Origin of the sequence: Streptomyces glaucus, assembly GCF_039533365.1 — a bacterium.
Lineage (GTDB): Bacteria > Actinomycetota > Actinomycetes > Streptomycetales > Streptomycetaceae > Streptomyces > Streptomyces glaucus.
Window position 1 is genome coordinate 244856 of record NZ_BAAATK010000004.1, and the last position, 24249, is coordinate 269104.

The window sequence follows — 24249 nt, forward strand, 5'->3', positions numbered from 1 at the left end:
AGCACCGCCAGTGGATGCCGCGGCGGCGCCCACTTCGGTGCGCGTCCTGATGTGGCCGGCCCTCCCCGGGCCCGGGGAAGCGGCGCGGGCACCTCGCGTACCGGCGACTGCTCCGACGCCTGCGCGGTCATGGGTACTCCTGGCGGCGCGACGCACACGATTACCGGCAACCGTCCCAAGGTTCACCGGAGCCCTGCTCAAGCTCCACTGAAGCCCCACTGGAGAACAGCCGGAGAACTGCCGGAGGAACCGCCCGCCGTCAGCAACGCGCGGCCCCGTCCACCGCCGCGCACGCTCCGCCCCAGGCGTCCACGTCGATCGCGACCGATACCCACGTCGATCGCGACGGCCCCGTCGCCGGACGGCTCAGGACCGTCCGGGAGAGCTCCGGCGATCCGGCCGTCCCGCCGAGCGCTCCAGGGTGGCTCGGGACTCGACCGGCCCACGAGTCCCGACACTTACGCTGCCCGGCATGGTTCGCACTGATGAACACGACCGGGCACCGGTGCGCCGACGCCAGGGACCGTAAAACTAACGGCTGTTCCGCCCAGCAAGGAGGAGAAGTCGAGTGACGTATCAGAGCGTGGAGTCGGAGCAGATCGGGGCCGCTGGTGAGTCGAGCCGGGCAGAGCCGGCGAGGCCCGGAGCAACCGTTCGAACGGACCGGTCAGAACCTGCACGTTCACGCCGTGGCGACGATGCTTGTACGAGCAGTCGGCCCGGCCGTCGCCCCCACGGCCGCACTCGGCGAGCGTCCCGTCGAGCAGCACGTACTCCGGTTCGTGCCCGCGCAGGACCTTCAGCGGGCCGGGCGCCCGGGCGGCCAGGAGGTCGACCACCGCGGTGGTGCAGGCGTGGGCGGTGCTGGCCGAGATGCCGAAGCCGGCCGCCGTTTGGGCCAGGGTGTCGTGCTTGCGCAGGTACACCAGACCGACAAGCGCGCGTTGGTGCGGCGGGAGCTTGCAGCGGCGGTCACCCTCGCGGGTGACGATGAGCAGGGTGACCCACTCGACCAGCGCATGAGGCAGGTCGAGTGCGGCAGGACAGGAGACCACCGAGGCACCCGTGCTGATGAGGCGAGACTTCGAACATCTCCCTCAACGGCACAGGTGCCTCGTGCGTTGCGCCCACCCCGCCGTCACCCCATCGGCGGGCACTTCGAAAACGCTCGGTCAAGAAGAGCCGAAGGGATCAGGGACGGCGCCGAATCTGTGAACGGGAAGGACGGGCCGTGTTCCCGCCGGGCGGGACGTGGAATTCGAAGTTCGTGGAAGGTGCCGTCGTGGAGAGCACGTCGACCCGTTGCCCCGCCCGGATCCGCGATCAGTTGTGCTCCTCGTCGATGGTGACGGCGACCCCGTCCTCGACCTGGACGACGACAGCGACGCTGCCCTTCTTGGCCGCGGCTTCGAGGTCTTCCTCGGTGCAGGGCGTGACGGTCTCCGCGTCACCGCAGATCCAGCCGGCGCCGTTGATGACGGTGTCGGTGGCGGTGAAGAACGCACGCTCGTCACCGTCGCGGCTGAGGGAGTACTTGCCCGGGGCCAGGTACCCGAGCGTGCCGGAGAAGAGCCCCGACCTCTCGCCCTCGCCCGTACCGTTGCCGCTGTCGGTACCGGTGCCGCTGTCGGTGTGGTCCTCGATGATGCTGACAGCCACTCCGTCCTTGACGTCGACCGTCGCCCCGAACCCCTTCTTGGCCGCGGCTTCGAGCTCCTCCTCGGTGCACGGCGTGGCGGCCTGGCCGTCCGCGTCGCCGCAGATCTTGCCCGCGCCCTCGATGTCGGTGTCCTCGGAGGTGAAGAACGCCTGCTTCGTGCCGTTCGCGTCCGTGACGGTGTACTTGCCGGGGGCGAGGTAGGAGACCGTGCCGACCCACTTGCCCGACACCGTGCCGCTCTTCGAGCCACTCTGGGCCGACAGGGACTCGCTGCCGGCACCGGTGCCGCTCCCGCCGGCGTCGGACTTCCCCTTGGCGGCCGAGGCCGTGGCCGTGGCCGACTTGCCGCCGTCCTCCGTGGCCTCTCCCTGGCAGGCGGTCAGCAGCATCGTCGTGGCCACCAGGGCCGCGGCGGCGAGGACGGACTTGCGGCGGTGCGTGCGAAGCATAGTGGGACTCCCCCTGTTGATGGTGATGTGGCCGGGCCGGACTGGTCGATCCGGCTGGTCTCTGCCTCATCGATCACCATCCTGAACGGTGCGGCGACCCCCTGGGAAGCGCGGTTACGGTGTCATGACACTCTTGTCATGGTCACAGGACACCGCTTCCACGTCCCCGAGTCCATGCGGCACGGCCGCCTCTTCCTCACCGGTGACACCGCACACATCGTGCCGCCCACCGGCGCCAAGGGCCTCAACCTCACCGTCGGCGACGTGGTCACCTCCACGCGGGCCCTGGCCCACCACACCGGAACCGGCTCCGACGAGCTGCTCGACGCCCACTCCGCGACCTGCCCGCGCCGCGTCTGGCAGGCCGAGCGGTTCTCGTACGACATGACGCTCATGCGGTACGGCGCGCGACCCCGACTTCGTTCTGCCGGATGGCACGCTCGCCGAGTGCGACCGGGGCGGTGACGGACGGGCCGACCACTCCCACAAGCACCGCCGGTACGGCGGCCCGACGGCGACGGCGCCGGACCCCGGGACGAGAACCCCTCCCCGGCCCTCCTCCGGTGCCCCGCTTCCGCGGTCCGGGACCGGCTCGCTCACCGTGTCCCTCCTCCGATCCGGTGCCTGCCGGTGCGGGCACGCGGTCCCCCGCCGGGTTCACCGCCGGTTCCCGTCCTGCGGCGGCCGACGAGCGCCGGTACGCACATGCGCACGCACCCCCTGCAGGCCGAACAGGATGAGAAGCTCGACCACACCGCCGTCGGCGCTGCCCAGCCAGTGCGGCAAGGACGTGTCGAACTCGGCCTCCTCACCCGGCGTCAGCACCAGGTCGCGGTCGCCGAGCACGAGCCGCAGACGGCCGTCGAACACGTGGAGCCATTCGAAGCCCTCGTGGGTCCGCACGGTCGGTTCCAGCGGTTCCGGCCGGGCCGGGATGATCATCTTGAACGCGTGCACCCCGCCCGGCCGCCGGGACAGGGGCACGAACGTCATGCCGAACCGCCTGATCGGCCTGGGGTGAAACCGGGGGTCGCCGGTGGGCGGGGCGCCGACGAGGTCGTCCAGCGGAACGTCATAGATACGAGCCAACGGCAGCAGCAGTTCCAGGCTCGGCCTGCGCCGCCCGCTCTCCAGCCGGGACAGGGTGCTCTCCGAGACGCCGGTCGCCGCCGCGAGGCCGGCGAGGGTGATGCCGCGTTCACGGCGCAGTGCACGAAGCCGCGGCCCGACCGCGCCGAGCACGTCGCCGTCCGCAGGGTGATCCACCGGGCCATCTTGCCACAACCGCAAGATTCCGTGCCACGTCGCGGGGCGGCTCACCACACTGGGCAGCATCCCGACACAAGGAGCCCTGATGAACACCACCGATGCGGTCGCGTTCTGGGACGGCGTCTACGCGGACCGACCGGAGACCGGCGACCCCCGACCGAATGTCCGCCTCACCGAGACGGTGACGGGCCTGCCGCCCGGTGACGCGCTGGACCTCGGCTGCGGCGACGGCGGCGACGCGCTGTGGCTCGCCCGCCGGGGGTGGCGCGTCACCGCCATCGACATCTCGGCCGTGGCGGTCGGGCGGCTCGCCGCCCTCGCCCGCTCACGCGGCCTGGGCGGGCGCGTCAGCGCGGTACGGCACGACCTGCACGAGTCTTTCCCGTCCGGCGCATTCGACCTGGTCTGCGCCCACTACTTGCACACCCCCTTCGCGCTGGACCGGGCAGCCGTCCTGCGCGCGGCTGCGCACGCACTGCGCGCGGGCGGGCGGCTGCTGGTCGTGGACCACGGCTCGACCGCGCCGTGGTCGTGGAACCAGGATCCCGGCATCCGGTACCCGGGCCCCCGGGAGGTCGCCGCGGACATCGGTCTGGACCCGGCCGTGTGGTCGGTCGAGCGGGCCGACGCGCCCCGCCGGACCGCGACCGGCCCGGGCGGGCGCACCGCCGAGGTCACCGACCACGTCCTCCTCGTCCGCCGCACCGCCTGACCCCGCAGCCGACCCCGAAGGGAAGGAGACCCCGTGCCCGGCATCACGCGCCGCGACACCCCGCCGCCCCGGACCGGAGACGGCGAGACCGAGGTTCTGCGCGGATTCCTCGACTACCTCCGGACCTCGATCGCCGACAAGGTCGGCGGCGCTCCCGAACCGCACGTGCGCACAGCCGCCGTGCCTTCGGGTACGAACCTGCTCGGCCTGCTCAACCATCTGGCCTTCGTCGAGCGCGCGATCTTCCTCGGGGACGACGTCGCCGACTGGGAGGCGACCTTCCAGGCCGCGCCGACGGACAGCGTGGCCGATGTGGTGGTCCGCTACCGGGACGCGGTCGAGTGCGCGAACAGCGTGCTCGACCGGTGCGTCGACCCCGGCGCACCGGTCCCCCGGCCGCGGCCGGGCCGCCCCGCCCCCAGTGTCCGCTGGGCACTCACCCACATGATCGAGGAGACCGGCCGTCACGCCGGCCACGCGGACATCCTCCGCGAACTGATCGACGGCTCGACCGGCCGCTGATCCCCCGCCGGTTCGGCGCCACCGGGCCGCCGGAGTGGCGGCGGCCGGCACGCCGCTGCTGGGCGCCCGGCCCGGCCATGCCGCCCCCGGCTTCGTCCGACCCCGGCATCCCGCCGGACGCCCGGCCCGGCGGGGCCTACGACCGGTACGTGGCGAAGCTGGCCGCCGAAGACAAGTTCTCCGGCGTGGTGCTGCTGTCGCGCCGGGGCCGCACGGTGCTGTCCCGCAGCTATGGCATGGCCGGCAAGGAGAGGGGGATCCGCAACCACGAGGGCGTCACGGTCAACCTCTCCTCAGGGATCCAGCCGTTCCTCTCGGTGGCCGTCCTGCAGTTGGCGCAACCGGGCAAGGTGAGTCTGTCGGACACGGTGGGCACCCACCTGACGGGCTTCGCCGAAGACATCGCCGGGCAGGTGACCATCCACCACCTGCTCACCTCGACCTCCGGGCTGAGCGTCCCGGCATCGGACCTGCCGAGGGTGCCGCCGGCTTCGTCGAGGTCATGGCCGACGTGCGCCTTGAGCCCGGCGGCCCCGGAGGCGGCAGCGGTGGCGCAGCAGGCGGTCCTGAGGTGCCTGCTCCGCGGGAATAAGGAGGGTCCGGTGGGCCGCTGCCGGGCCCGCGCCGCCCAGGGCCGCGTTCGTCGCCTCAGCCTCCACCGCCTCGGCGCTGCCGCGCGGGACGGCTACGAGCGCTTCCTCCTCACGGGCCCTTCCCGCAGCCGGGCGGGCGGGAACTGCTCAGTCCCAGCTCTGCCAGAAGCCGTTCGGCCAGCTCGAAGGGCTGATTGCGGGGGCCGTGCGGCACGGAGACCGCGGATGCGAAGCTGCGCTGTGCGGCCAGGGCCCTGGGCCCCACCAGACCGGTGAGCCGGTGATGCCGCCACAGGAGTCCGGTCGAACGTGCGTCGACGACGACGAGGTCGGGGCGGCGCCACACGACCAGCGCCCACCGCCCGCCGTCGGTGCCGTCGGCGGCCCAGGCGCCGACCAGGGGCACGTCTTCGGCGGCGCCGACGGCTTCGAGGGCCACGAGAGCGGGATTGTTGAAACGGCCGACGACGTGGAGCAGCAGCTTCTCGTGGCGGTGGACGTCGCGCCCTCTCTCCGCCAGGGCCGAGACCGCCTCGTCGAGGGGGTCGTCCTGGACGACGTCCGCCGCCACGGCGAGCACGGATTCCGGGTGCACGGTGGGGCCGAAGGCGGTCGCCAGCAGGGACGCGTACTCGGCGACGTAGGCGTGCTCCGCCGCAGGAAGCAGGTGCCCCACTGCCGCGGAGGCTTCGTTGAGGGCGAGGGTCCCGCAGGTCACCTCGTACCGTGGGACGTGGCTGCGGAGCACGGCGAGGGCGACCGCGGCGAGACTGCCGACCTGGGGCTCGAGCCGGCCGGGGAGGGCGCGCCCGGCCAGGGCCCGCAGGGACCGGGAGAGCAGGGGCAGCCAGCCGGTGTCGGCCGGTGGCCACGCACCTGCGGCCACGGTCCACAGGATCAGCCGCACGACCAGCATCCGCTCGGGCGGGTCCAGGCGGGGGGCCAGCTCGACGATGCGCTCGGCCCAGCGCCGGTACCTGCGGCGTACCTCCGGCCCGGCCCGTCGGAGGTCGGGCAGTGACGGGGGATTCGTCACCGTGCCGGGCACCTCGGCGTCCTGCTCCGCCGCGACCGCCTCGGTGTCGTCCTCGTCGAGCGCCGGCTCGACGTCGTCGGTGAACCGCTCGTCCCAGGTCACCGTCAACAGGTCCGGGAAGGACGCTTCCGTTCCCAGGGACAGCGGAACACCGAGTGCGAAGCGTGCGAGCGGGTGTCCGATGCGCCCCGCGCATCGGTCCAGGTAATCCTCCCATCCGCCCTCGTCGTCCGGCACCCGCGACTTCGCGTCCGTGCCGGGAGCCCTGCCGGTCGCCGTGGGGACCGCCGGCGCCGGGCCGAGCGCCGTCCGCAGGGCCTCCAGGTCTCCCAGGAACCGCTCGGCGAGCCGGGGGTCCTCGAACAGGTCCGACGGCCGTGTCGCGGATGCCTGGGACCGGCCGGGAACCGTGCGGCGCAGTACGCGCTCGGCGTCGACGACGAACACCGTGTTGCCGAAGCTCGGGACGCCGGCGTCGTCGACGGCCACCAGGCGCACGCGGCTGCCCGCGTCGGCCGGAGCCGTCACGGTCACCGTGGCCCGGTCGGGGGGAACGTCCGCGATGCGTTCCCAGACCTCCGGCGGAGCCGCGGCCGCCGACAGCTCCAGACGGGTCGCGTGGGGCAGCGGCCGGGCGAGGCTCACCTCCAGGCCGTCGGTCACGCGTACAGCCCCGAGCAGCAGCGGTCCGCCTTCGGCGCGCGGGCGGGGCCGGGCCGGGGCGGTGCGCAGCCGGGTGACGGGTTCCTCAGCGCCTTTCGGGAAGAGCGTGGTGGAGCGGGGGGCGATGAGGCCGAGTTCGCAGTTGCCGCCCCCGCCCTGGGGGAGCAGCAGGGCCGGGGGAGAGAGGTTCGGGCTGCCGGTCAGGGTCCAACGCCGCCCGTCGGTCGCCCACTCGACGAGTTTGCCGTGGCGGTACCGCTGCTCGTGGTCGCTGATGACCCGGCCGCCGTGCTCCCGGAGCAGCTCGGCGACCGACGGGCCGTCGAGGTCGGTGAGTCCGGGCTGGTAGGCCAGGGCCAGCCGACTCGGGCGGAAACGGTCGACCAGCCGTCGCAGCGCGCGGGCATGCCGGTCGTGGAACGGGGCGAACACGCACAGTTCGTCGACCGGCCCTTCGGGCAACTGGTCGATGATGGGTGCGTGCAGGCTGTGCACGACGCGTACGTGCCGGTCCACGGGGATCCTGTCGCGGTGGAGCCGGTCCAGGAGCGCTGCGACCCGCTGCAGCGCCTGGGGGACGCCGGCGGAGAACCGCACCTTCTGCGGCAGATCGCGCAGCCACGCCGACAGGTCCGCCACCGCCGCGGGGCTCCGGTCGCCGCTCACCCGCAGCACCGTCCACAGCTCGGCGTTGGCCTGCCATCCGGCCAGGGTGGTGTTGCCCGAGCCGAGCGCGATGGTGGCGCCTTCCGGCCCGGCCAGAACCATCAGCTTGGGATGGAAGGCGGGCCCACCCGCGTACGCCAGGCCCGCCAGATAGCTGCGGCCGGCCCGTCGGACGGACCGGGGGTCGTTCCGCGTCACGGTCACGTCCCCGACCACGGTGACGCGCGCGCCCGTCGCCTGGGCGACGCCGAGGACGATCTCCTCGAAGAAGCCGAAGTCGGCCGTGAAGCTGAGGAACAGCGCCTCTTCCAGATCGTGCCTGCCGTTGCGCTCCTCCTCCAGGAGGAGCGTCAGTGGAGACGCGAGCCCGGGCAGTGCCTCCACGGCCGGTGCCGGTTCGGTGTCAGTCAAGGAGCTCCCTCCCGAAGCGGGTCACCGACCAGCACCGGTCGTACCGCAGCACGCCGCAGGTGGCCAGGACGGTGCTCAGCTGGCCCAGCCGCAGTCCCACGTCACCGCGGCCCTCCCGGCTGGTCCGGTACAGCCATCCGTCACGTTCACGGAGGCGGGTCGGCAGCCACAACGAGCCGTCGGGGCGACGGCGGACCTTGGTCAGCGCCACGCGCTGCGACCGTGCCACCAGGACGTGGACGAGGCGGCGAGCCGCGTCGCGCAGCCCCGTGGGTCTCTTCTCCTCCAGCCACCGCCCGACCCACTCGGGACCGAGTTCGACGCCGCGCGGGCCGAGGAAGGTGTCCCGGGCCCGGCCGGAGAGTTCGTCCGTCCGACGTGCCCCGACAGCCAGCACCCGCAGTTCGGTCAGGGGCAGGGGTTCGTCCGCCAGGCGCAGGTCGTGCTCGGCGGGCAGCGGCACACCGGTCGTGCTGCGAGTCGCGGGCAGCGAGGACAGGAACGCGTCCACCGTGACGTCGGGCAGTTCCTCGGCGAAGCGGTCGGCCAGTTCCTCGACCGGGATCATCCCTTCCACCTGTTCCACGAGCCAGGACCACAGGCGGCGCCAGGCACCGACGGAGTAGTTCCGCAGGACCACCCCCCGCCACGCGGGTGCCACGTCGATGCCTCCGGCCACGGCATCGGTGGTCAGGAAGTCGCCGTAGGCCAGCACGTGTCCGACGTCCCGGGCGAAGTGCACGACGTGGTGCGTGTCGGCCACCCGTGTCAACAACCGGATCGTCTGACGCCGTGTCGTCGAGCGGGGTCCCGCATCGGCCGCGTCGGACCCGCACATCAAGCGCGCCAGCCACGCCCCGTCAGGGCGTTCGCCGCCCGCGCACACGCACAGCCGGGCTCCGAGCGGAGCGAGGTCCTCCACGCGGAGTGTCTCCTCGGCTGCCAGGTCCAGCAGTTCGCCCAGACCGTCGCGGACGGCCGTCCCGTCGAGCCGTGGCCCAGGCACGGGCATGGGGCCGGGGCTGAGAATGCCCAGCACCGTCTCGGACCCGGCGTACGGGCCCCAGAAGCCCCACGCGTTGCGCACGTACCCGCCCCTGCCGGGGACCGCCGACTCGGCCACGGCGACCGATCCGGAGTGAAGCCGCCGGGCCAGGGCGTCGATCCCGTGGGCGCGCGGCAGCCATTCATGCACGTGGGAGTGGTGGGCGAACGACACGGCGGCCAGGGCCACCTCGGCGCGACGCAGCAACTCCTGGGCGGCCGGAGCGGTCGATCCTGCCGCACCGGCGTGCGCCGCGATCAGACCGTGCAGGGCGTAGTAGCGCGCGTGAGGGGTCACCGTGGTGACTCCCGGCACGAGGTGGTCGACCATGCGCATCACGTGCCGCTCCACCGACAGCGGGTAGCGCCCCGCGGTGACGTCCAGTCCCGGGCTGCTCCACTCCGGCCCCTCCACGAGACCGGCCCCGGCTCCGTCCGCGGGCGGAGCGGCTGTGGACTCAGTCATGGGGCCGCGGGAACGCGGAGACCGCCACACCCGGTTTCCCGCCCTGCTCCGCCGGAAGGACCGGCCTCACCGCCGCTCCACCAGGACCTCTCCTCCACACGTTTCGCCCCCAGCGCACTCCGACGAGAGATGGCCTCGGTCGACCATTCTGGCGCAACTCCGGTGTCTCCCGTACCTGTTACGCCGGACGCACCGGGGGCATCCGGTTGTCGACGCGGGACCCACGGGCCTCGCCGGGCCCCGTTGTGCATGACGAGACGCGGTTCGGGCAACGCGCCGGGATCACCGGCCCGACGACGGTTCTGGGCTCCGGAACCGTGCGCAGACCATTGGCCACCCCTTTTGAGCAGATGGCACGGGCACGCCGACGGGGTGCCGGGCCGGGTGGGGCGCCGGCCGCGGGGAGCGGTGGCGAGGTGACCTCCCTCGCCGAGCAGGCGTCGGTGTCCGATCAGCGCCACCGGCCGGCCGTCGATCCCGCACCGGCAGCGCCCGGCCTCGGGATGACGAAGGGCCCGCCGCCTGGTTCTTCCGTCTGTTCCTCTCCGTCTGTTCCTCGTCAGGAAGCCGGGGGCAGCGTCCGTTCCGCCAGCTGCCCGACCGCCGTCATCCGGGCCGAGTCCCACCCGGGCTGGGGCGGGAGGCTCCGGAGCAGGCCCCGCAGCCGCTTCGCCTCCACCACGGTCACGCCATGCAGTTCGAGCCGGCCACGCGGCGCCGGGACCTTCGCCCCGTGCACGGCGACCACCGGGCGGACCGGGACGCCCAGAGCGCGGGCCGCCTGTTCGGCCTCCCACACCACCGTCTGCAGGGTCCGGGTCTGGTCGTACCGGCCGTAGCGCAGGACGCCGCCCTGCACGGTCAGCCGGGACTTGTCCGACGTCCAGTTCTTCGTGTCGACGTACACGGCACCGGCGGCCGTGAGGACCAGGTGGTCCAGGTTCGCACGGCCCCCCGGAATCGCCCGGTCGTGGAGCACCACCGCGTGGCCCCGGCGGACGAGCGGGGCCAGGAGCCTGGCCGTTCGCGCCTCCCCGGCGGCGCCCACCACCCAGCTGTTGGGGGCCCTCCGGTACAGCCGCCGGACGCCGAGTCCGGTGACGACGAGCGCGGCCACCAGACCGAGCTGCCAGCTCCCCACGGTCCCCACGGCCCAGCCGGCCACCGCGGCGGCCGCCACCAGGAGCGGCAGCGCCACCCGGGCCCGCCGATGCTGTGCCGCCCGCTCGGCCGCCCGTGCCGCTTCTCCTCTCCGGCCCGCGCTCGCGCCCGCCCCGCCCCGGTGTCCAGCTGTCGCCATGCGCTGCCCCTCCCTCGTCATGCCCTGTGTCGGGACGGTAGCGGCGGGCGAGGACGCCGCGCAGGAGGGCCTGCGGACACGGTGGGGGTTCACGTGGCGCGAGTCTTGCCGTCCGCGGCGATCCGGTTGTGCCCAGGTTCTGGCGCCTCCACCGCCGTCGGAGGGAGCGGTGGTGCGTGCCAGGGCGGCGGCGATCAGCTTCCGGGAGCACACCGGACCGTCCGACGGGTTCCGGGCGGGCGAGGCGGGAAGCGGCATGATGTGATCAGGCGATCCGTCCTGGACGGCCCGGCCATGACGGAGGCGGTGAAGCCGCGGCCGGCGCGGCCGGTGACGCCCGCTTCGGGGCCCACCACGGGATGTCACTTGCGCCGACGCTGCGCCACGCTGTGCGAGCGGAGGCAAGACTGCCGCATCGTCCGGCAAGTGACCGGAATGACTGCCATCCCCCTGCACAAGCTCGGCTCACGGAAAGAGTCGCGCACATGGTTCGCCACCGCAGCAGCCTCGGCAACGGAGCCAGGCGACAACCAGTTGCGCATATGGGGATCGGCCCAAGGCACGAGGGTGCCGCCCAACCACGGCGCCTCGCAGCTGCATCGTCTCGCGCGGGGATCGCCGGACCGCCGAAGCCCGGCCAGCCACCGCAGCGATCCCGACAGTCGGCGTCTCCTCGTGCCCATGCCTCGTCGTACCGGGTCCCACCCGCCCGAACGACCCGCTACGCGCTCACGCCCACGGAGAGGCTCATGGAAGGCCCGACGCCTGCCTGAACAAGGGGAAAGGAGGAAGTCATCCCGAACCGCGCTCCAGGACAGCTTCACCGTCATCCGTTCTGCCTTGTTCTCGTACGGCCAAAACGAACGAACCGGCACACAGCACCGCGTGACGTTCCGCTCCGGATTCCGGCACTCCTCCGATCGGCAACATGCTCCTACGCCCCGAACGACACCCCTGCCGCTGTCTTGCGTGCCTTCGCTGAGGAAGGCGTAACAACCCACTGACCCCATCGACGGGCGGTTCGAGAACCAGGACTGGCCCGCACAACAGTCGTGGGACGGGGGCCCGTCCACGGGAACGACGGCCCTGGTGCTCCTCGACGCGAACGGTGTGCGCCACGACGATACGGATGCGCGTCGGGGAGTGCCGGGGGCAGCGGGGTCCAGGGGCCGGGGAAGGTCCCTGGTACCACCGGCCTTGACCGCCCTTGTCGAAGACGTCGAACAGGTGACGCCCGACATCAGCCACGAGGGAGCATCCAACGACGGGCCCGCACTCATAGAGAATGGAGAGGCTCACGTCTTCGCAGCTCAGAGGCCCTGACAAGGCCGCAGAACATGACTCACAGGTCATTTTCAGCTCGCGGAAATCGCGTGCGAAGTCAAGTCAGCCCATGTTCATTGCGACCTATGTGCGCAATTCCGCGATCAAGATCGGGGCCCTTGCCGACATGACTCAGAAGTCATGTTCGACGCGCCCGACGCGTAGACGGGTCGCGTTGTTGCCATCTATGCGCGCAATTACTGCTGGGCGGATTCAACCAATCGTTGCAACAGCGGCGTGCACCGATCGTAGATGATCGTCGGGGGTTTTCGCGGGTGTTTTCCAGTTGGGGGCCTTGTGGGGGGGGCGTGGTGATGGCGGGCAGTTCGTCGGTGTTCCATCTCGACAGGTCGGTATGGTCACGGCACCGTGGCCGCCCGGTGGGGGGCTGTTCTTGGTCGGTGGGATGGTTGTGGTGGTTCTCGGTGCGTGGCAGGTGAACAGGCATGGTGGAGGGGGTTGTTCGCTGTACGAGCGTGCCGATCGCCGGCCGGTTCAGCCCGATGAGTCAGGTCTTTTTCCCGGTGTCCCGGCACGGCGCGGTCGGCTGCTTCGGCGGGCTGCTGGCTGATCATCACGTTCTTCGTGACGTGGCCGCCTGGCTTGTTGCGGGCTCTGGCCCGTGGGACGCGCAGGGTGCGGCCGGTGCGCGGGCAGGCCACGAGCTCGTGTTTGAGGCGGCCGCGGCTTTCGACGTGGAGGGACTGGTAGATCGCCTCGTGGCTGATGCGCATGGATTCGTCCTCAGGGAAGTCGATTTTCAGGCGGGCCGAGATCTGCTCGGGGCTCCAGGCGTTCGCCTATCGACGGTTCTTGCGGTGCGGCTTGTTGCGCCCCTTCCGTTCAGGAAGCTGCGGCCCGGGAAGTACCGTGCCGTCCGGGGTTCGGATCACGCCCGGCAGGCGGTCTTGGGCGTACTCCCGTAGCCGCTCGTTCCCGGCCAGCTTCGCTTCCTCGGGCTGCCGGGCCACCGGGCCGGCCTTTTACTGCGTGGCCGGGGTCCGGTACTCGAGTTTGCCACCGGGGGTGGCCGTGTTGCGCCGCAGCTTCCGGGAGATCGTCGAGGGTGTCCGGCCCAGCTGCTTGGCCATCTTCCGTACTGTGGCGCCCTGCACGCGCCACAGGGTGATTTTCTCGCGTTCGGCAAACGAGAGGTAGCGGCCCGAGCCGGCGGGATCGATCTGCGGTATCCCGCCGGCATGCCGGAGCCACCGGGTGCCCACCGCCGGCGCCGCCCCGGCGGCGACGGCCGCATCCTGGCTGGTCAGTCCCTTGGCGATCTCGCGCCAGAACAGTCTCTCGGCCTCCCGCCGGGTCGGGGGCCGTCCCGGCGGCTTCATGGGCGACCGCCTCGTCAGCTCCGTCATCCAACGTGCTGGTCGCCCCACAATGCACTTTTCTGATCAGGGGTGTTGCAATGACTGGTTGAACCTAAGCTGCGTTCCGTGGTCGCTGTGGAAAACGGCACCGGTCGGGCTGCTCGGTGTTCGGGTGGCAGCCCGGAGCGCGTCGGTGACCAGTTCGGTGCGTGTGTGGTCGGTGATCGGCCGGCCCGCCAGAGGGCGCGAGAAGCGGTCGATCGCGGTCGCCAGATACGGGAACTCGTCGTCGTCCGCCGGCAGGTAGGTGACGGCGCCGACGTACTTGGTGTTCGGCGTGCTCGCGGTGAAGTCGCGCCGCAACAGGTCCGGCACGGGGGTGGCGGACGGTTAGGACACGGTGGTGCTCACGCGGCTGCGCAGCCGCAGCCCGGCGATACCGAGCTTCCGCATCACCCGCCCGACGCGCTTGTGGTTCACACGCTCGCCCTCTCCGCGCAGCTCGGCGGTGATCCGGGGGGGGCGACCGCAGGTGCCGTCCCACTTCGGGTTGCGCCGCCCGGATGTGCTCGGCAGGCGCAACGTCGGACTGCTCACGTGCGGCGCGGGCCTCGCGGCCGGCCTGCCGCTTGTGGAAGCCGGAACGGGCGGCCTCCGGCACGGCACACAACCGCTTCACGCCCCAGGCGTGGTGGTGGTCTCGGCGATCTCGGCGATCTCGCTGTCGAGCGCGAAGGAGGTCCTGTCGCCGGAGAACGCCCTGTCCTGCATGATCTTCGAGGCGCGCAGGGTGGGGCGGCGGTGGACGACGGTGACCGGCTTGGCGAAGCGGGTGAGGAAGGCGGCTTCTTCCACGGCGGTGTCGCCGTCGCCGGCCACGACGATGCCGTGGTCGCGGAAGAAGAACCCGTCGCAGGTCGCGCACCAGGACGGGCCCCGGCCGGACAGCTCGTCCTCGTTCGGCAGGCGGAGCTTGCGGTGGTCCGAGCCGGTCGCGACGATGCCGCGGTCGCGGAAGAAGAACCCGTCGCAGGTCGCGCACCAGGACGGGCCCCGGCCGGACAGCTCGTCCTCGTTCGGCAGGCAGAGCTTGCGGTGGCCCGAGCCGGTCGCGACGATCGCCGTCCTGGCGCGGTGCACGGTGCCGGCGGAGTCGGTCAGCAGCTTGACGCCGCCGGTCAGGTCGGCATCGACGGTGTCGTCGTCGATCATCTCGGCGCCGAACCTCTCGGCCTGGGCCCGCATGTTCTCCATCAGGACCGGGCCGTCGACGCTCTCGGGAAAGTCGGGGAAGTTCTCCACCTCGGTGGTCGTGGTCAGCGATTTGCCGACGAAGATGCTGCTGCCGAACAACAGGGGGTTGAGCTGGGCGCGGGCGGTGTATCCGGCGGGGCCGGAGCCGATGACGATGACCCCGCGCACCTGGGCGGGCTGCGTCAGGGGGCTCATGCCTCCCGCCCGGCGCCGTTTTCGGCGATGAGGGCCTCGATGCGGGTCTTGATCTTGTCGCGGATCGGGCGGGCGGCGTCGACGCCCTTGCCGGCCGGGTCTTCGAGGGCCCAGTCGGGGTACTTCTTGCCGGGGAAGATCGGGCAGGCGTCGCCGCAGCCCATGGTGATGACGTCGTCGGATGCCTGGACTGTTATTGGTCACGAGCGTTGTCGACGCCGGCCGGGCTTGATCATGGCGAGGACCTCCGGTGTGGTGGAGCTGTCCAGGACTGCACCGCAAGGGGGTCTTCGTGTCCCACCGCAGTGCCCGGCTGGCCGTGCACGGCAGGCGGCTGCTGGTCGGGCGTGTCCGCTGCGGCCGTCCCGTCGCGCATGTGGCCGCGGAGGCGGGCATCTGGCGGCCCGCCGCCCACAAGTGGCTGCGCTGCTGGAGGCAGGAGGGGGAAGCCGGTCTGTAGGACCGGTCCAGCCGGCCCCGCAGGACGCCGCACCGCATTCCCGCCGCGGTCGAGGCCCGGATCTGCCGCCTGCGACAAGACCGCAAGCTGGGGCCGGCCCGGATCGGTCCGATTTTTGGGACTGCCCGCCTCGACCGTGCACCGGGTCCTGGCCCGGCACGGCCTGAACCGCCTGGCTTTTCCGGACCGGCCCACCGGGACCGTCATCGGCCGCTACGAGCGCGACCGGCCGGGCGAACTGCTCCACGTGGACGTGAAGAAACCCGGCCGCGTCCCCGACGGCGCACGGCCGGCGCGTCCACGGCCGGGCCGCCTGCCCCGACCGACGGCGCACGACCGGTTTCGACTGCGTCCATTCCGCTGTCGACGACCACAGCCGCCCGGCTTACCGCGAGGTCCACCCGGACGAGAAGGCCGCCACCTGTGCCGGCTTCCTGACCCGGGCCGCGGCCTTCTTCGCCGTCTGCGGCAGCGGCCGCATCGAGCGCGTACTGACCGACAACGCCTGGCCCTGCCGCAAGAGCCTCGCCCGGCGGCAGGCACTCGCCGGCCTCGGCGCGGCCGGCGAGCTCACCTGTGCCTACCGGCCGCAGACCAACGGCAAGGTCGAACGCTTCAACCGCACCCTGCTCGACGAGTGGGCCTGCCTGCGGCCCCACACCAGCAACAGCGAACGCGCCGATGCTCTGGCAGACTTCCCGCACACCTGCAACCACCGCCGCTGCCGCACCGCACTCGAAGGCCAGCCGCCGATCAGCCGTGTGAACAACGCTGCGGGTCGGTACACCGCCACGGCATCGGCGGCACCTTCGCCGTGTGCGACGGCGAGGTCCACCGCGGGGAGAACGCGGGCAGGCCGACGCCGGGTTCGGTCAAGTCCGGCGCGGCCGACGTCGAGGCCGCCGTCGTGGGACTCCACCCGGTGGGCGGCCTGCCCCTGCCCCGGTTCCGCGCGGTGCGGACGCAGGGCGTGACGCTGACCAAGGAGTGAGGAGGGGTGCCGTCGACCGGCGCCGGACTTTGTGCCGCCGCGGCCTTCCGCGAACCGGAGTCGTCCGGGCCGGGCAGGGTGCGGCGGCACAGTTCTCGGTCAGCCGCCGCGCCCCCGCGGGGCTGTCCCGGTCAGCCCACCACTGTCCAGGTGTCGCCGCCGGCCAGCAGGGCGGCGAGGTCGCCCTTGCCGTTCTGCTCGATGGCGGTGTCGAGCTGGTCGGCCATCTGGGTGTCGTAGACGGGCCGGTTCACGGAGCGGAACACGCCGATCGGGGTGTGGTGCAGGGTGTCGGGGTCGGCCAGGCGGGACAGGGCGAAGGCCGTGGTCGGCGAGTCCGCGTGGGCGTCGTGGACGAGGATCTGCGCCTCGTTCTCCGGGGTCACCGTGACGACCTTCAGGTCGCCGGTGTGCGGATCGCGCAGGACGCCGCGTGAGCGGCCCGGGCCGAAGCGGATCGGCTCTGCGTGCTCCAGGCGGATCACCGCCTCCTCGGCCCGCTGCTTGTCCTTGAGGACGTCGAAGGCGCCGTCGTTGAAGATGTTGCAGTTCTGGTAGATCTCGATCAGGGCGGTGCCCCGGTGGGCGGCGGCCTCGCGCAGGACACCGGTGAGGTGCTTGCGGTCGGAGTCGACGGTGCGCGCCACGAAGGACGCCTCCGCGCCGAGGGCCAGGGAGACCGGATTGAACGGTGCGTCCAGCGAGCCCATCGGCGTCGACTTGGTGATCTTGCCGACTTCGGAGGTGGGCGAGTACTGGCCCTTGGTCAGGCCGTAGATGCGGTTGTTGAACAGCAGGATCTTCAGGTTGACGTTGCGCCGCAGGGCGTGGATGAGGTGGTTGCCGCCGATGGACAGCGCGTCGCCGTCACCGGTGACCACCCACACCGACAGATCGCGGCGGGATGCGGCCAGGCCCGTGGCGATCGCCGGGGCGCGGCCGTGGATGGAGTGCATGCCGTAGGTGTTCATGTAGTACGGGAAGCGGGAGGAGCAGCCGATGCCGGAGACGAAGACGATGTTCTCCTTGGCCAGGCCCAGCTCCGGCATGAAGCCCTGGACCGCGGCCAGGATCGCGTAGTCACCGCAGCCGGGGCACCAGCGCACCTCCTGGTCGGACTTGAAGTCCTTTGCCGTCAGCTTGAGTTCAGTGATCACAAAGATTCTCCTCCAGTGCACGGGCGAGTTGCTCGGCCTTGAACGGCATGCCGTTGACCTGGTTGTGGGAGTGGGCGTCGACCAGGTACTTCGCCCGGACCAGCGTGGCGAGCTGCCCGAGGTTCATCTCGGGGATCACCACCTTGTCGTAACGCTTCACCACCGCGCCGAGATTCCTCGGGAACGGGTTGAGGTGGCGCAGGTGGGCCTGGGCGATGGACTCACCGGCGCCGCGCAGCCGGCGCACGGCCGCCGTGATCGGCCCGTACGTCGAGCCCCAGCCCAGCACCAGCGTCCTGGCCTCGTGCGGGTCGTCGACCTCCACGTCCGGCACGTCGATACCGTCGATCTTCGCCTGCCGGGTGCGGACCATGAAGTCGTGGTTGGCGGGGGCGTAGGAGATGTTGCCCGTGCCGTCCTCCTTCTCGATGCCGCCGATGCGGTGCTCCAGCCCCGGCGTGCCCGGCACCGCCCACGGCCGGGCCAGGGTCTGCGGGTCACGCTTGTACGGCCAGAACACCTCACTGCCGTCGGGAAGCGTGTGGTTGGGGCCCTGCGCGAACCGCACCGTCAGATCCGGCAGCTCCTCCAGCTCCGGGATCCGCCACGGCTCGGAGCCGTTGGCCAGATAACCGTCCGACAGCAGCATCACCGGCGTGCGGTACGTCAGCGCGATCCGCGCCGCCTCCAGAGCGGCGTCGAAGCAGTCGGCCGGCGTCCTCGGCGCGATCACCGGGAGCGGCGCCTCGCCGTTGCGGCCGTACATCGCCTGCAGCAGGTCGGCCTGCTCGGTCTTGGTCGGCAGACCGGTCGACGGCCCGCCACGCTGGATGTCCACGATCAGCAGCGGCAGCTCCAGCGAGACGGCCAGCCCGATGGTCTCCGACTTCAGCGCCACCCCGGGCCCCGACGTCGTCGTCACCGCCAGCGCGCCGCCGAACGCCGCGCCCAGCGCCGCGCCGATGCCCGCGATCTCGTCCTCGGCCTGGAAGGTGCGTACGCCGAAGTTCTTGTGCCGGCTCAGCTCGTGCAGGATGTCCGAGGCCGGGGTGATCGGGTACGAGCCCAAAAACAGCGGCAGGTCCGCCTGCCGGGAGGCGGCGATCAGCCCGTAGGACAGGGCCAGGTTGCCGGAGATGTTGCGGTAGGTGCCCACCGGGAAGGCCTTCGCGGCCGGGGCGACCTCGTAGGAGACGGCGAAGTCCTCGGTCGTCTCGCCGAAGTTCCAGCCCGCCCGGAAGGCGGCGATGTTGGCGGCCGCGATGTCCGGCTTCCTGGCGAACTTCGTCCTCAGGAACTTCTCCGTGCCCCCGGTCGGCCGGTGGTACATCCACGACAGCAGGCCCAGCGCGAACATGTTCTTGCTGCGTTCGGCCTCCTTGCGGGTGAGGCCGAACTCCCTCAGCGCCTCCACCGTCAGTGTCGTCAGCGGCACCGGATGCAGGCTGTAGCCGTCCAGCGAGCCGTCCTCCAGCGGACTGGTCTCATAGCCCGCCTTCTGCAGCGCCCGCTTGGTGAACTCGTCCGTGTTGACGATGATCTCCGCGCCGCGCGGCAGGTCACCGACGTTGGCCTTCAACGCCGCCGGGTTCATCGCAACCAGCACGTCCGGCGCGTCGCCCGGGGTGAGGATGTCGTGGTCGGCGAAGTGCAGCTGGAAGGAGGACACACCCGGCAGGGTGCCGGCCGGGGCGCGGATCTCCGCGGGGAAGTTCGGCAGCGTCGACAGGTCGTTGCCGAACGACGCCGTCTCCGACGTGAAGCGGTCACCCGTCAGCTGCATACCGTCACCCGAGTCCCCCGCGAACCGAATGATCACCCGGTCCAGACGACGGACGTCCTTGGCCCGAGCGGTGCCGCGGTCCGGTGCTTGCGCAGAGGTCATGTGCTCGCCTTCCCCCCAGGGGAGTGTCAAGTTGCTTCGGTCCTGCGGTGTGTCGGCCGCTGAAGATGGCCGATTCCCCACTGAATCTTCACGAAAGTTATCGATATCGTGCTCCCGTGGTGACCCCTGTGCCTGATGCGGTTCCCGGCCCCGGTTGCGTGACCCACCCCTCGTATACATCGTACGCAAGTGCGTGTACGATGTATCGAGAAAGGCTGGAACAAGTCTGTACGGGGGGCTGGTGCAGTGGGCGGTGCGACGATTCGCCTTCGTTTGGATGTTGTCTCCGCGAGGCGTAAATCGCCGTGCCCGGCGGGGCCTTATTCGGCGACGTCTGTTTCTTTTTGTTTCGGCGGCGTTTCCGTTTTTCCTATTGCTCGGATCGTCGAGTATTGAAACTTTGACGGATCGAGTGCGCCGTCTGTACCCTTCTCGTAGATCTGCTTTGACATCGGCTCGACGCTCCGCTAAATCGGATGAATATGGGGGATTTCTCGGATGGGGCATCAGTCCGTAAGGCTTCTTGAACCACAACCACGTGCTCCGCTTCAGGCGCCCATGCGGAGTGCGCACACCGGGCCGGGGGCGAGGCGAGTCCGTAACGCGCTGCGGGTGCTCGCGGTCGAGAGTGAGACCCACGTGGCCAAAGAACTGGTGCGCGATCTGTGGCGGCACGGCTATCACGCGGAGAGCGTGGCCACGGGCGCCCAGGCCCTGCAGCAGTACCGCAACGCCGACCTGCTCCTCGTCGACCTGGACCTTCCCGACCTCGACGGGGTCGAACTGTGCCGAACCATCCGTGCCGTGTGCGACGTGCCCATCATCGTCGTGACGTCCCGTGACTCCGAGCTCGACCGGGTCCTCAGCCTGCGGGCCGGCTCGGACGACTACGTGCCCAAGCCCTACAGCCTGGCCGAGCTGATCGCCCGCATCGAGGCCGTCATGCGCCGGGTGCTGCGGCAGCCGGTCACCGTCGACGAGGCCCTCACCATCGGCCCGCTGGGCATCGATCCACGTGCCCGGGAAATTTGCCTGGACGGCCGTCCCATAGAAGTGACGCGCAAGGAATTCGATCTGCTTTACCTGCTCGCCTCGCGCCCGGGAAGCGTTGTCACCCGAGAGCAGATCATGGCGCAGGTCTGGCGGGATTCCCGGTCGGAGCCGGGGCGCACCATCGACACCCATGTCAGCAGCCTGCGGAGCAAGCTGGGCGCGAGCAGCTGGATCATCACGGCCCGCGGAGTCGGTTTCCGTCTGGGACATCCCTGACGCTGTCTCTTCTCTGAGGATTCGTCTCGCATTCGAGAACGGATCCATGAAAAACCCAGGATAGGCGATCCGAAAAGGGGCCGCCCGGTCAATGGCGATCGGCGGTCCTTCTCCATTGTCGCGTCCCGGGGAATGGTCCGCCGTGGAATGCGGGGATCGTGACCGTTCGCAGGGGTCCGTCCGGGCCGGGGCGGGCTCAGGCCGCGCCGCGCCACCCCGGCAGCGGTCCGGCGGCCCAGGAGGTGGCTGTTCTGCGCCTGGCCGAAAACGGCGTCCAGCGCGCCCCGTGACGACCGGTGCCCGCATCCGTCGGCTGCGCCGCCTGAGCGGCGTTCGCGGCGAGCACGCCGGCCAGTGCCACCGCCACCGCGGCGACCTCCTCGGCGGTGGGGTCCCCGCTGGTGATGCGCCAGGACTGCGTGGTCGGCATCGCGGTGACGCCCGCTGCGGGGTTGTCCTCTGCTGTCATGCTTCCTCCTCATACGAGTAGGCGGTCCTTCGGAACCGGTCGGTTCCGAAGGGCCGCCTGGCTGCTGTGCGGGGTCAGACGCGGGACCGGCGGATCGCCTCCAGCGCGGCCACCGCGACGAAGCCGACGATCAGGTGCATCGCGATCAGGGTGGCCGCGGTCCCGCCGTCGGTCTCCTGGGTCAGCGGGCCGATCGCGGTGAGCACCGCCACCGCGCCGCCCACGATCTGCGCCACCCGCAGGAGCACCGGCTTCCAGCGGGCCAGGAGCACGGCCGCCGTGACGCCGATCAACGGCGCGGCGACCGACATGAAGATCACGTCACCGGCGCCGATCTCGTCCGGCTTGCCGTTGAGCTCGATGACCAGGGAGGCTCCGGCGGCGTCGCCGATGAACAGGACGATCAGGTTGACGACTGCGGCGATGACGGCGCCCCCCACCACGGCCTGCCACGCGGGCAGTGCGCGCCGTCCTTGAGCGGTGCGGGTGGCGGCGGGGTTACTGCTGGTCATGGAGCCCTCCGGGCTGTCGTACCGCATCGGCCTCGGGCTGGGCCCGCACCCGGTGCGGTGCTTGTTTACAGGGGTGATGTGCGCTTCCGGCGCGAGGACCGACCGCCCGACCGATCCGTCAGGCGGGGTCCAGGGACAGGGCGTGCCGGAAGACGTTGGTGGGGTCGTAGGTGGTCTTGACCCGCTGCAGCCTGGGGTAGTTGCCCTTCCAGATGATCGAGTACCAGGGCACACCCGAGGTGTTCTGCGCCGGATCGCGCATGTCGACGTCGGGGTAGTTGATGTAACCGCCGTCCTGCTGGTCGTTCGGCACCGGGAAGCCGCCGGTCGCTCCGTGGACGTTCTTGCGCAGCGTGCGCAGCCAGTTGACCTCGGCCTCGTCCTGGGCCGGGTCGGCCCAGTTGTTCGAGTACCAGAACTTGAGGACGGAGTCCCGCTGCGGGATCGCCGTCGCGGACGACGAAACCGTGTTGATCTTGCAGCCGTAGGCCGCCAGATACACCAGGCCGGCGCCGTAGTGGTTCGGGTCGCTCAGCGATCGGTAGATCGCGCCGACCTGGGCCCCGGTCAGCGGCTCGCGCAGATGCCCGCCCATGGACTTCTGCCGCGAGTACGCGCCGTAGCTGGCAGTCGGCTCCAGGACGATCTCCAGCCAGGTGCCCTCCTTGACGTCGACCGTCGGCTCCACCCCGACACCCGCGTTGACCGCGCGGATGTAGTCGTCGTGCAGCTTGGCGGTGTTCGCCAGCGTGGCGTCCATGCGGATCTCGAGCTGGACCGTGCCCGCGAGCGACGAGTGCAGCTGCAGCGAGCTGTGCATCACGGCGTACGGGGAGCCCGGAGCGCTGTTCGCGGCGTGCCAGGCACCGTGGTTGAGCACCAGACGGGTGAAGCTTGCCTCGGTCAGCTTCGCCCACGGCCAGGTCACGATGGTCTTGCGCATCCGCGCGGGCGGCTTCGGCAGCAGCGCGGACGGGCTGCCGGACGCGCCCGGACTGCGGAACCAGAACCGGGTCACGATGCCGAACCCGCCGCCACCGCCGCCCGTGTGGGCCCACCACAGGTCGCGGTTCGGGTCGCCGGCGTTGCGCGTGGCGATGACGGTGCGCGCCTTGCCGCCGCGGTCCGCGACCACGACCTCGACCGCGTACAGGTGGTCCACGACGAGGCCGTACCGGCGGGACAGCGGGCCGTACCCGCCACCGGTGACGTGGCCGCCGACGCCCACCTCCGGGCAGACACCGCCCGGGACGGTGACGCCCCAGCCCTCGTACAGCGCCTTGTACACCTCACCGAGACGGGCACCGGCCTGGACGGCGAAGGCGTTCATCGCCGGGTCGAAGGTGATGTCCTTCATCTCGGACAGATCGACGAGGACGCGGAACTGCGGGTCGTCGACGAGCCCTTCGAAGCAGTGGCCGCCGCCGCGCACCGTGATGCGCTGGTTGTTGGCGATGGCCTGGTTCACCGCCTTCTCCACCTGGGAGGCGCAGTGCACGAGCCAGATCTCGTCCGGAGTGGCCACGAAACGGTTGTTGTAGCCGCGCTCGGCGAGCTCGGCGTAGCGGGCGTCGCCCGGCCTGACGATCACCTCCGGCGCGACCTGCGCGGCCTGGGCCGTGGGCGAGGTCGGTGCGGTGAAGCCCGCGGTGGCGCCGGCCACCGCTATCGCGGAGCCCAGGAACCTGCGTCGCGAAAACATGTTGAGCCCTATCTGTGCTGGGATGTTGACAAGTCACCGCATGGACGCATGCGGGCCGGGGGTGGATGTCAGCCAATCAGCCCCCGGGGGTCGTCACCACGTGCTTGACGTGGATCTGTGATGCCTCGATGCGAAAGTTGACGTTCCGCGCACTCCGGTCAGAACCCGGACCCGGTCCGGGCCGCCTTCCGCAGTGCCGCGGACAGCGCCTCCTCCGACTGGGATCCGGTCAGCGGCCGTACGCCGTCCATGAAGAACACCGGCACCCCGGTGACGCCGAGCCGGCGCACGCGGTCGAGTTCGGCGCGCAGCCGGTCCGTCTCGGCGGCCTTCTGTGCGGGCGCGGCACCGGGGCTGTCCGGCGTGAGGCCGATCTCCTCCGCGAGCCGGGTGAGGGTGGCGGGATCGCCGATGTGCAGCCCGTCCGTGAAGTGCGCGCGGAAGAGGCGCTCCACCATCGGCTCGGCCAGACCCTGCCGGGCGGCGCGTGCGATGAGCCGGTGGGCCTCGAACGTGCCGGTGGCCACAGCGCGTTCGTAGTGCAGCTCCAGCCCCTCCGCGGCCAGCTGCCGGGCGAACCGCAACGTCTGCTGAACGGCCTCCGCTCCGAACACCCGCTCCAACACGGGGAGCAGGGGCTCCCCCTCGGTACCGGCGCCCGGTGCGAGCTCGAACGGCAGGAACTCCACCGTCAGGTGCCGGCCCTCGGCGCGCAGCCGTTCCGCCACCCGGGTGAAACGGGTGTAGCCGAGATAGGAGTGCACGCAGATCACGTCGAGCGCGATCCGTACGCGCACCGTCGTGTTCCTCGGCGTCTGCTGTTCCACGACTGTTGCCTCCAACGGCTGATGCGGTCAGGTGCGGTCTACTGGGGCGGGTTGCCGTGCTTGCGGGAGGGCAGGTCGGCGTGCTTGGTCTGCAG

The 24249-nt window shown here is 71.1% G+C and carries 19 protein-coding genes and 7 pseudogenes; 9 read left to right on the plus strand and 17 right to left on the minus strand.

What is annotated here, in order from left to right:
- Positions 1-611: 611 nt before the first annotated feature.
- Both ABD363_RS05115 and ABD363_RS05120 read right to left on the minus strand, forming a co-directional pair.
- Positions 612-1055 (minus strand): annotated as a pseudogene (locus ABD363_RS05115) (transposase family protein); the annotation flags it as partial.
- A 268-nt stretch (positions 1056-1323) separates the two neighbouring features.
- Positions 1324-2109, minus strand: a complete 786-nt coding sequence (locus ABD363_RS05120; RefSeq protein WP_344600130.1) for a hypothetical protein — start codon at positions 2107-2109, stop codon at positions 1324-1326.
- A gap of 159 nt (positions 2110-2268) precedes the next feature.
- Between ABD363_RS05120 and ABD363_RS05125 the strand changes: the two are divergent.
- Both ABD363_RS05125 and ABD363_RS05130 read left to right on the plus strand, forming a co-directional pair.
- Positions 2269-2517 (plus strand): annotated as a pseudogene (locus ABD363_RS05125) (FAD-dependent monooxygenase); the annotation flags it as partial.
- Positions 2516-2614: pseudogene (locus ABD363_RS05130) on the plus strand (IS5/IS1182 family transposase); the annotation flags it as partial. The pseudogenes ABD363_RS05125 and ABD363_RS05130, both read left to right, overlap by 2 nt.
- Before the next feature lie 152 nt (positions 2615-2766).
- On the opposite strand, the gene ABD363_RS05135 reads toward ABD363_RS05130, so the two are convergent.
- Positions 2767-3375, minus strand: coding sequence for a helix-turn-helix domain-containing protein (locus ABD363_RS05135; protein ID WP_344600131.1), 609 nt, complete (start codon positions 3373-3375; stop codon positions 2767-2769).
- An 88-nt stretch (positions 3376-3463) separates the two neighbouring features.
- On the opposite strand from ABD363_RS05135, the gene ABD363_RS05140 reads away from it, so the two are divergent.
- From ABD363_RS05140 to ABD363_RS05150, 3 genes and pseudogenes are all read left to right on the plus strand, one after another.
- Positions 3464-4090, plus strand: coding sequence for a class I SAM-dependent methyltransferase (locus ABD363_RS05140; RefSeq protein ID WP_344600132.1), 627 nt, complete (start codon positions 3464-3466; stop codon positions 4088-4090).
- 33 nt (positions 4091-4123) lie between these two features.
- Positions 4124-4612, plus strand: coding sequence for a DinB family protein (locus ABD363_RS05145; protein ID WP_344600133.1), 489 nt, complete (start codon positions 4124-4126; stop codon positions 4610-4612).
- Positions 4613-4689: 77 nt separating this feature from the next.
- Positions 4690-5016, plus strand: a pseudogene (locus ABD363_RS05150) (serine hydrolase); the annotation flags it as partial.
- A 298-nt stretch (positions 5017-5314) separates the two neighbouring features.
- On the opposite strand, the gene ABD363_RS05155 reads toward ABD363_RS05150, so the two are convergent.
- The 3 genes from ABD363_RS05155 to ABD363_RS05165 all read right to left on the minus strand — a co-directional run bounded on the left by ABD363_RS05155 (position 5315) and on the right by ABD363_RS05165 (position 10791).
- On the minus strand, positions 5315-7981 hold the full coding sequence (locus ABD363_RS05155; protein ID WP_344600134.1) for a hypothetical protein: 2667 nt from the start codon (positions 7979-7981) through the stop codon (positions 5315-5317).
- Positions 7974-9491, minus strand: a complete 1518-nt coding sequence (locus tag ABD363_RS05160; RefSeq protein ID WP_344600135.1) for a hypothetical protein — start codon at positions 9489-9491, stop codon at positions 7974-7976. Before ABD363_RS05160 ends, ABD363_RS05155 begins: the two co-directional genes overlap by 8 nt.
- Positions 9492-10050: 559 nt before the next feature.
- Entirely contained in the window at positions 10051-10791 is a 741-nt protein-coding gene (locus ABD363_RS05165) for a nuclease-related domain-containing protein (RefSeq protein WP_344600136.1), read from the minus strand.
- A gap of 1769 nt (positions 10792-12560) precedes the next feature.
- On the opposite strand from ABD363_RS05165, the gene ABD363_RS32565 reads away from it, so the two are divergent.
- Positions 12561-13040 carry a hypothetical protein gene (locus ABD363_RS32565; protein ID WP_425577941.1) on the plus strand — a complete coding sequence of 160 codons (480 nt, stop codon included), beginning with the start codon at positions 12561-12563 and terminating at the stop codon, positions 13038-13040.
- A gap of 57 nt (positions 13041-13097) precedes the next feature.
- Here the strand turns inward: ABD363_RS32565 and ABD363_RS32570 are convergent, their stop codons facing one another.
- The 5 genes and pseudogenes from ABD363_RS32570 to ABD363_RS05190 all read right to left on the minus strand — a co-directional run.
- Positions 13098-13454, minus strand: coding sequence for a helix-turn-helix domain-containing protein (locus ABD363_RS32570; RefSeq protein WP_425577942.1), 357 nt, complete (start codon positions 13452-13454; stop codon positions 13098-13100).
- A gap of 63 nt (positions 13455-13517) precedes the next feature.
- Positions 13518-13808 (minus strand): DDE-type integrase/transposase/recombinase, encoded by a 291-nt coding sequence (locus tag ABD363_RS05175; protein WP_344600137.1) that lies wholly within the window; start codon positions 13806-13808, stop codon positions 13518-13520.
- A 15-nt stretch (positions 13809-13823) separates the two neighbouring features.
- Positions 13824-14030: an IS3 family transposase gene (locus ABD363_RS05180; RefSeq protein WP_344600138.1), complete on the minus strand. Its 207-nt coding sequence runs from the start codon at positions 14028-14030 to the stop codon at positions 13824-13826.
- A gap of 108 nt (positions 14031-14138) precedes the next feature.
- A pseudogene (locus ABD363_RS05185) lies at positions 14139-14882 on the minus strand (NAD(P)/FAD-dependent oxidoreductase); the annotation flags it as partial.
- Positions 14879-15073, minus strand: a pseudogene (locus tag ABD363_RS05190) (low molecular weight phosphatase family protein); the annotation flags it as partial. The pseudogenes ABD363_RS05190 and ABD363_RS05185, both read right to left, overlap by 4 nt.
- 101 nt (positions 15074-15174) lie before the next feature.
- Between ABD363_RS05190 and ABD363_RS05195 the strand changes: the two are divergent.
- Positions 15175-16127 (plus strand): annotated as a pseudogene (locus ABD363_RS05195) (IS481 family transposase); the annotation flags it as partial.
- A 29-nt stretch (positions 16128-16156) separates the two neighbouring features.
- Entirely contained in the window at positions 16157-16333 is a 177-nt protein-coding gene (locus tag ABD363_RS05200; RefSeq protein WP_344600139.1) for a DUF6299 family protein, read from the plus strand.
- A gap of 131 nt (positions 16334-16464) precedes the next feature.
- Here ABD363_RS05200 and ABD363_RS05205 read toward each other — a convergent pair whose 3' ends face one another.
- Both ABD363_RS05205 and ABD363_RS05210 read right to left on the minus strand, forming a co-directional pair.
- Positions 16465-17490 carry a 2-oxoacid:ferredoxin oxidoreductase subunit beta gene (locus tag ABD363_RS05205; protein WP_344600140.1) on the minus strand — a complete coding sequence of 342 codons (1026 nt, stop codon included), beginning with the start codon at positions 17488-17490 and terminating at the stop codon, positions 16465-16467.
- Positions 17480-19375: a 2-oxoacid:acceptor oxidoreductase subunit alpha gene (locus ABD363_RS05210; RefSeq protein WP_344600141.1), complete on the minus strand. Its 1896-nt coding sequence runs from the start codon at positions 19373-19375 to the stop codon at positions 17480-17482. Before ABD363_RS05210 ends, ABD363_RS05205 begins: the two co-directional genes overlap by 11 nt.
- Positions 19376-19873: 498 nt before the next feature.
- Between ABD363_RS05210 and ABD363_RS05215 the strand changes: the two genes are divergently transcribed.
- Positions 19874-20644: a response regulator transcription factor gene (locus ABD363_RS05215; RefSeq protein ID WP_425577943.1), complete on the plus strand. Its 771-nt coding sequence runs from the start codon at positions 19874-19876 to the stop codon at positions 20642-20644.
- 196 nt (positions 20645-20840) lie between these two features.
- On the opposite strand, the gene ABD363_RS05220 is transcribed toward ABD363_RS05215, so the two are convergent.
- From ABD363_RS05220 to ABD363_RS05235, 4 genes are all read right to left on the minus strand, one after another.
- Positions 20841-21113, minus strand: a complete 273-nt coding sequence (locus ABD363_RS05220) for an acyl-CoA carboxylase epsilon subunit (protein ID WP_344600143.1) — start codon at positions 21111-21113, stop codon at positions 20841-20843.
- A gap of 74 nt (positions 21114-21187) precedes the next feature.
- Positions 21188-21625, minus strand: a complete 438-nt coding sequence (locus tag ABD363_RS05225; protein WP_344600144.1) for a DUF6069 family protein — start codon at positions 21623-21625, stop codon at positions 21188-21190.
- A 118-nt stretch (positions 21626-21743) separates the two neighbouring features.
- Entirely contained in the window at positions 21744-23327 is a 1584-nt protein-coding gene (locus ABD363_RS05230; protein WP_344600145.1) for an FAD-binding oxidoreductase, read from the minus strand.
- 158 nt (positions 23328-23485) lie between these two features.
- A complete protein-coding gene (locus ABD363_RS05235) occupies positions 23486-24154 on the minus strand; it encodes a DsbA family oxidoreductase (protein ID WP_344600146.1) in 669 nt (222 codons plus the stop codon).
- Positions 24155-24249 lie beyond the last annotated feature (95 nt).

What these genes read in the sequence shown, in the direction of transcription:
- ABD363_RS32565 (WP_425577941.1), top strand. Translation starts at nt 12,561, where the DNA reads ATGGTGGAGGGGGTTGTTCGCTGTACGAGCGTGCCGATCGCCGGCCGG.
- ABD363_RS05140 (WP_344600132.1), top strand. Translation starts at nt 3,464, where the DNA reads ATGAACACCACCGATGCGGTCGCGTTCTGGGACGGCGTCTACGCGGAC.
- ABD363_RS32570 (WP_425577942.1), bottom strand. Translation starts at nt 13,454, where the DNA reads ATGAAGCCGCCGGGACGGCCCCCGACCCGGCGGGAGGCCGAGAGACTG.
- ABD363_RS05220 (WP_344600143.1), bottom strand. Translation starts at nt 21,113, where the DNA reads ATGACAGCAGAGGACAACCCCGCAGCGGGCGTCACCGCGATGCCGACC.
- ABD363_RS05230 (WP_344600145.1), bottom strand. Translation starts at nt 23,327, where the DNA reads ATGTTTTCGCGACGCAGGTTCCTGGGCTCCGCGATAGCGGTGGCCGGC.
- ABD363_RS05215 (WP_425577943.1), top strand. Translation starts at nt 19,874, where the DNA reads ATGGGGCATCAGTCCGTAAGGCTTCTTGAACCACAACCACGTGCTCCG.
- ABD363_RS05225 (WP_344600144.1), bottom strand. Translation starts at nt 21,625, where the DNA reads ATGACCAGCAGTAACCCCGCCGCCACCCGCACCGCTCAAGGACGGCGC.
- ABD363_RS05165 (WP_344600136.1), bottom strand. Translation starts at nt 10,791, where the DNA reads ATGGCGACAGCTGGACACCGGGGCGGGGCGGGCGCGAGCGCGGGCCGG.
- ABD363_RS05120 (WP_344600130.1), bottom strand. Translation starts at nt 2,109, where the DNA reads ATGCTTCGCACGCACCGCCGCAAGTCCGTCCTCGCCGCCGCGGCCCTG.
- ABD363_RS05160 (WP_344600135.1), bottom strand. Translation starts at nt 9,491, where the DNA reads ATGACTGAGTCCACAGCCGCTCCGCCCGCGGACGGAGCCGGGGCCGGT.
- ABD363_RS05210 (WP_344600141.1), bottom strand. Translation starts at nt 19,375, where the DNA reads ATGACCTCTGCGCAAGCACCGGACCGCGGCACCGCTCGGGCCAAGGAC.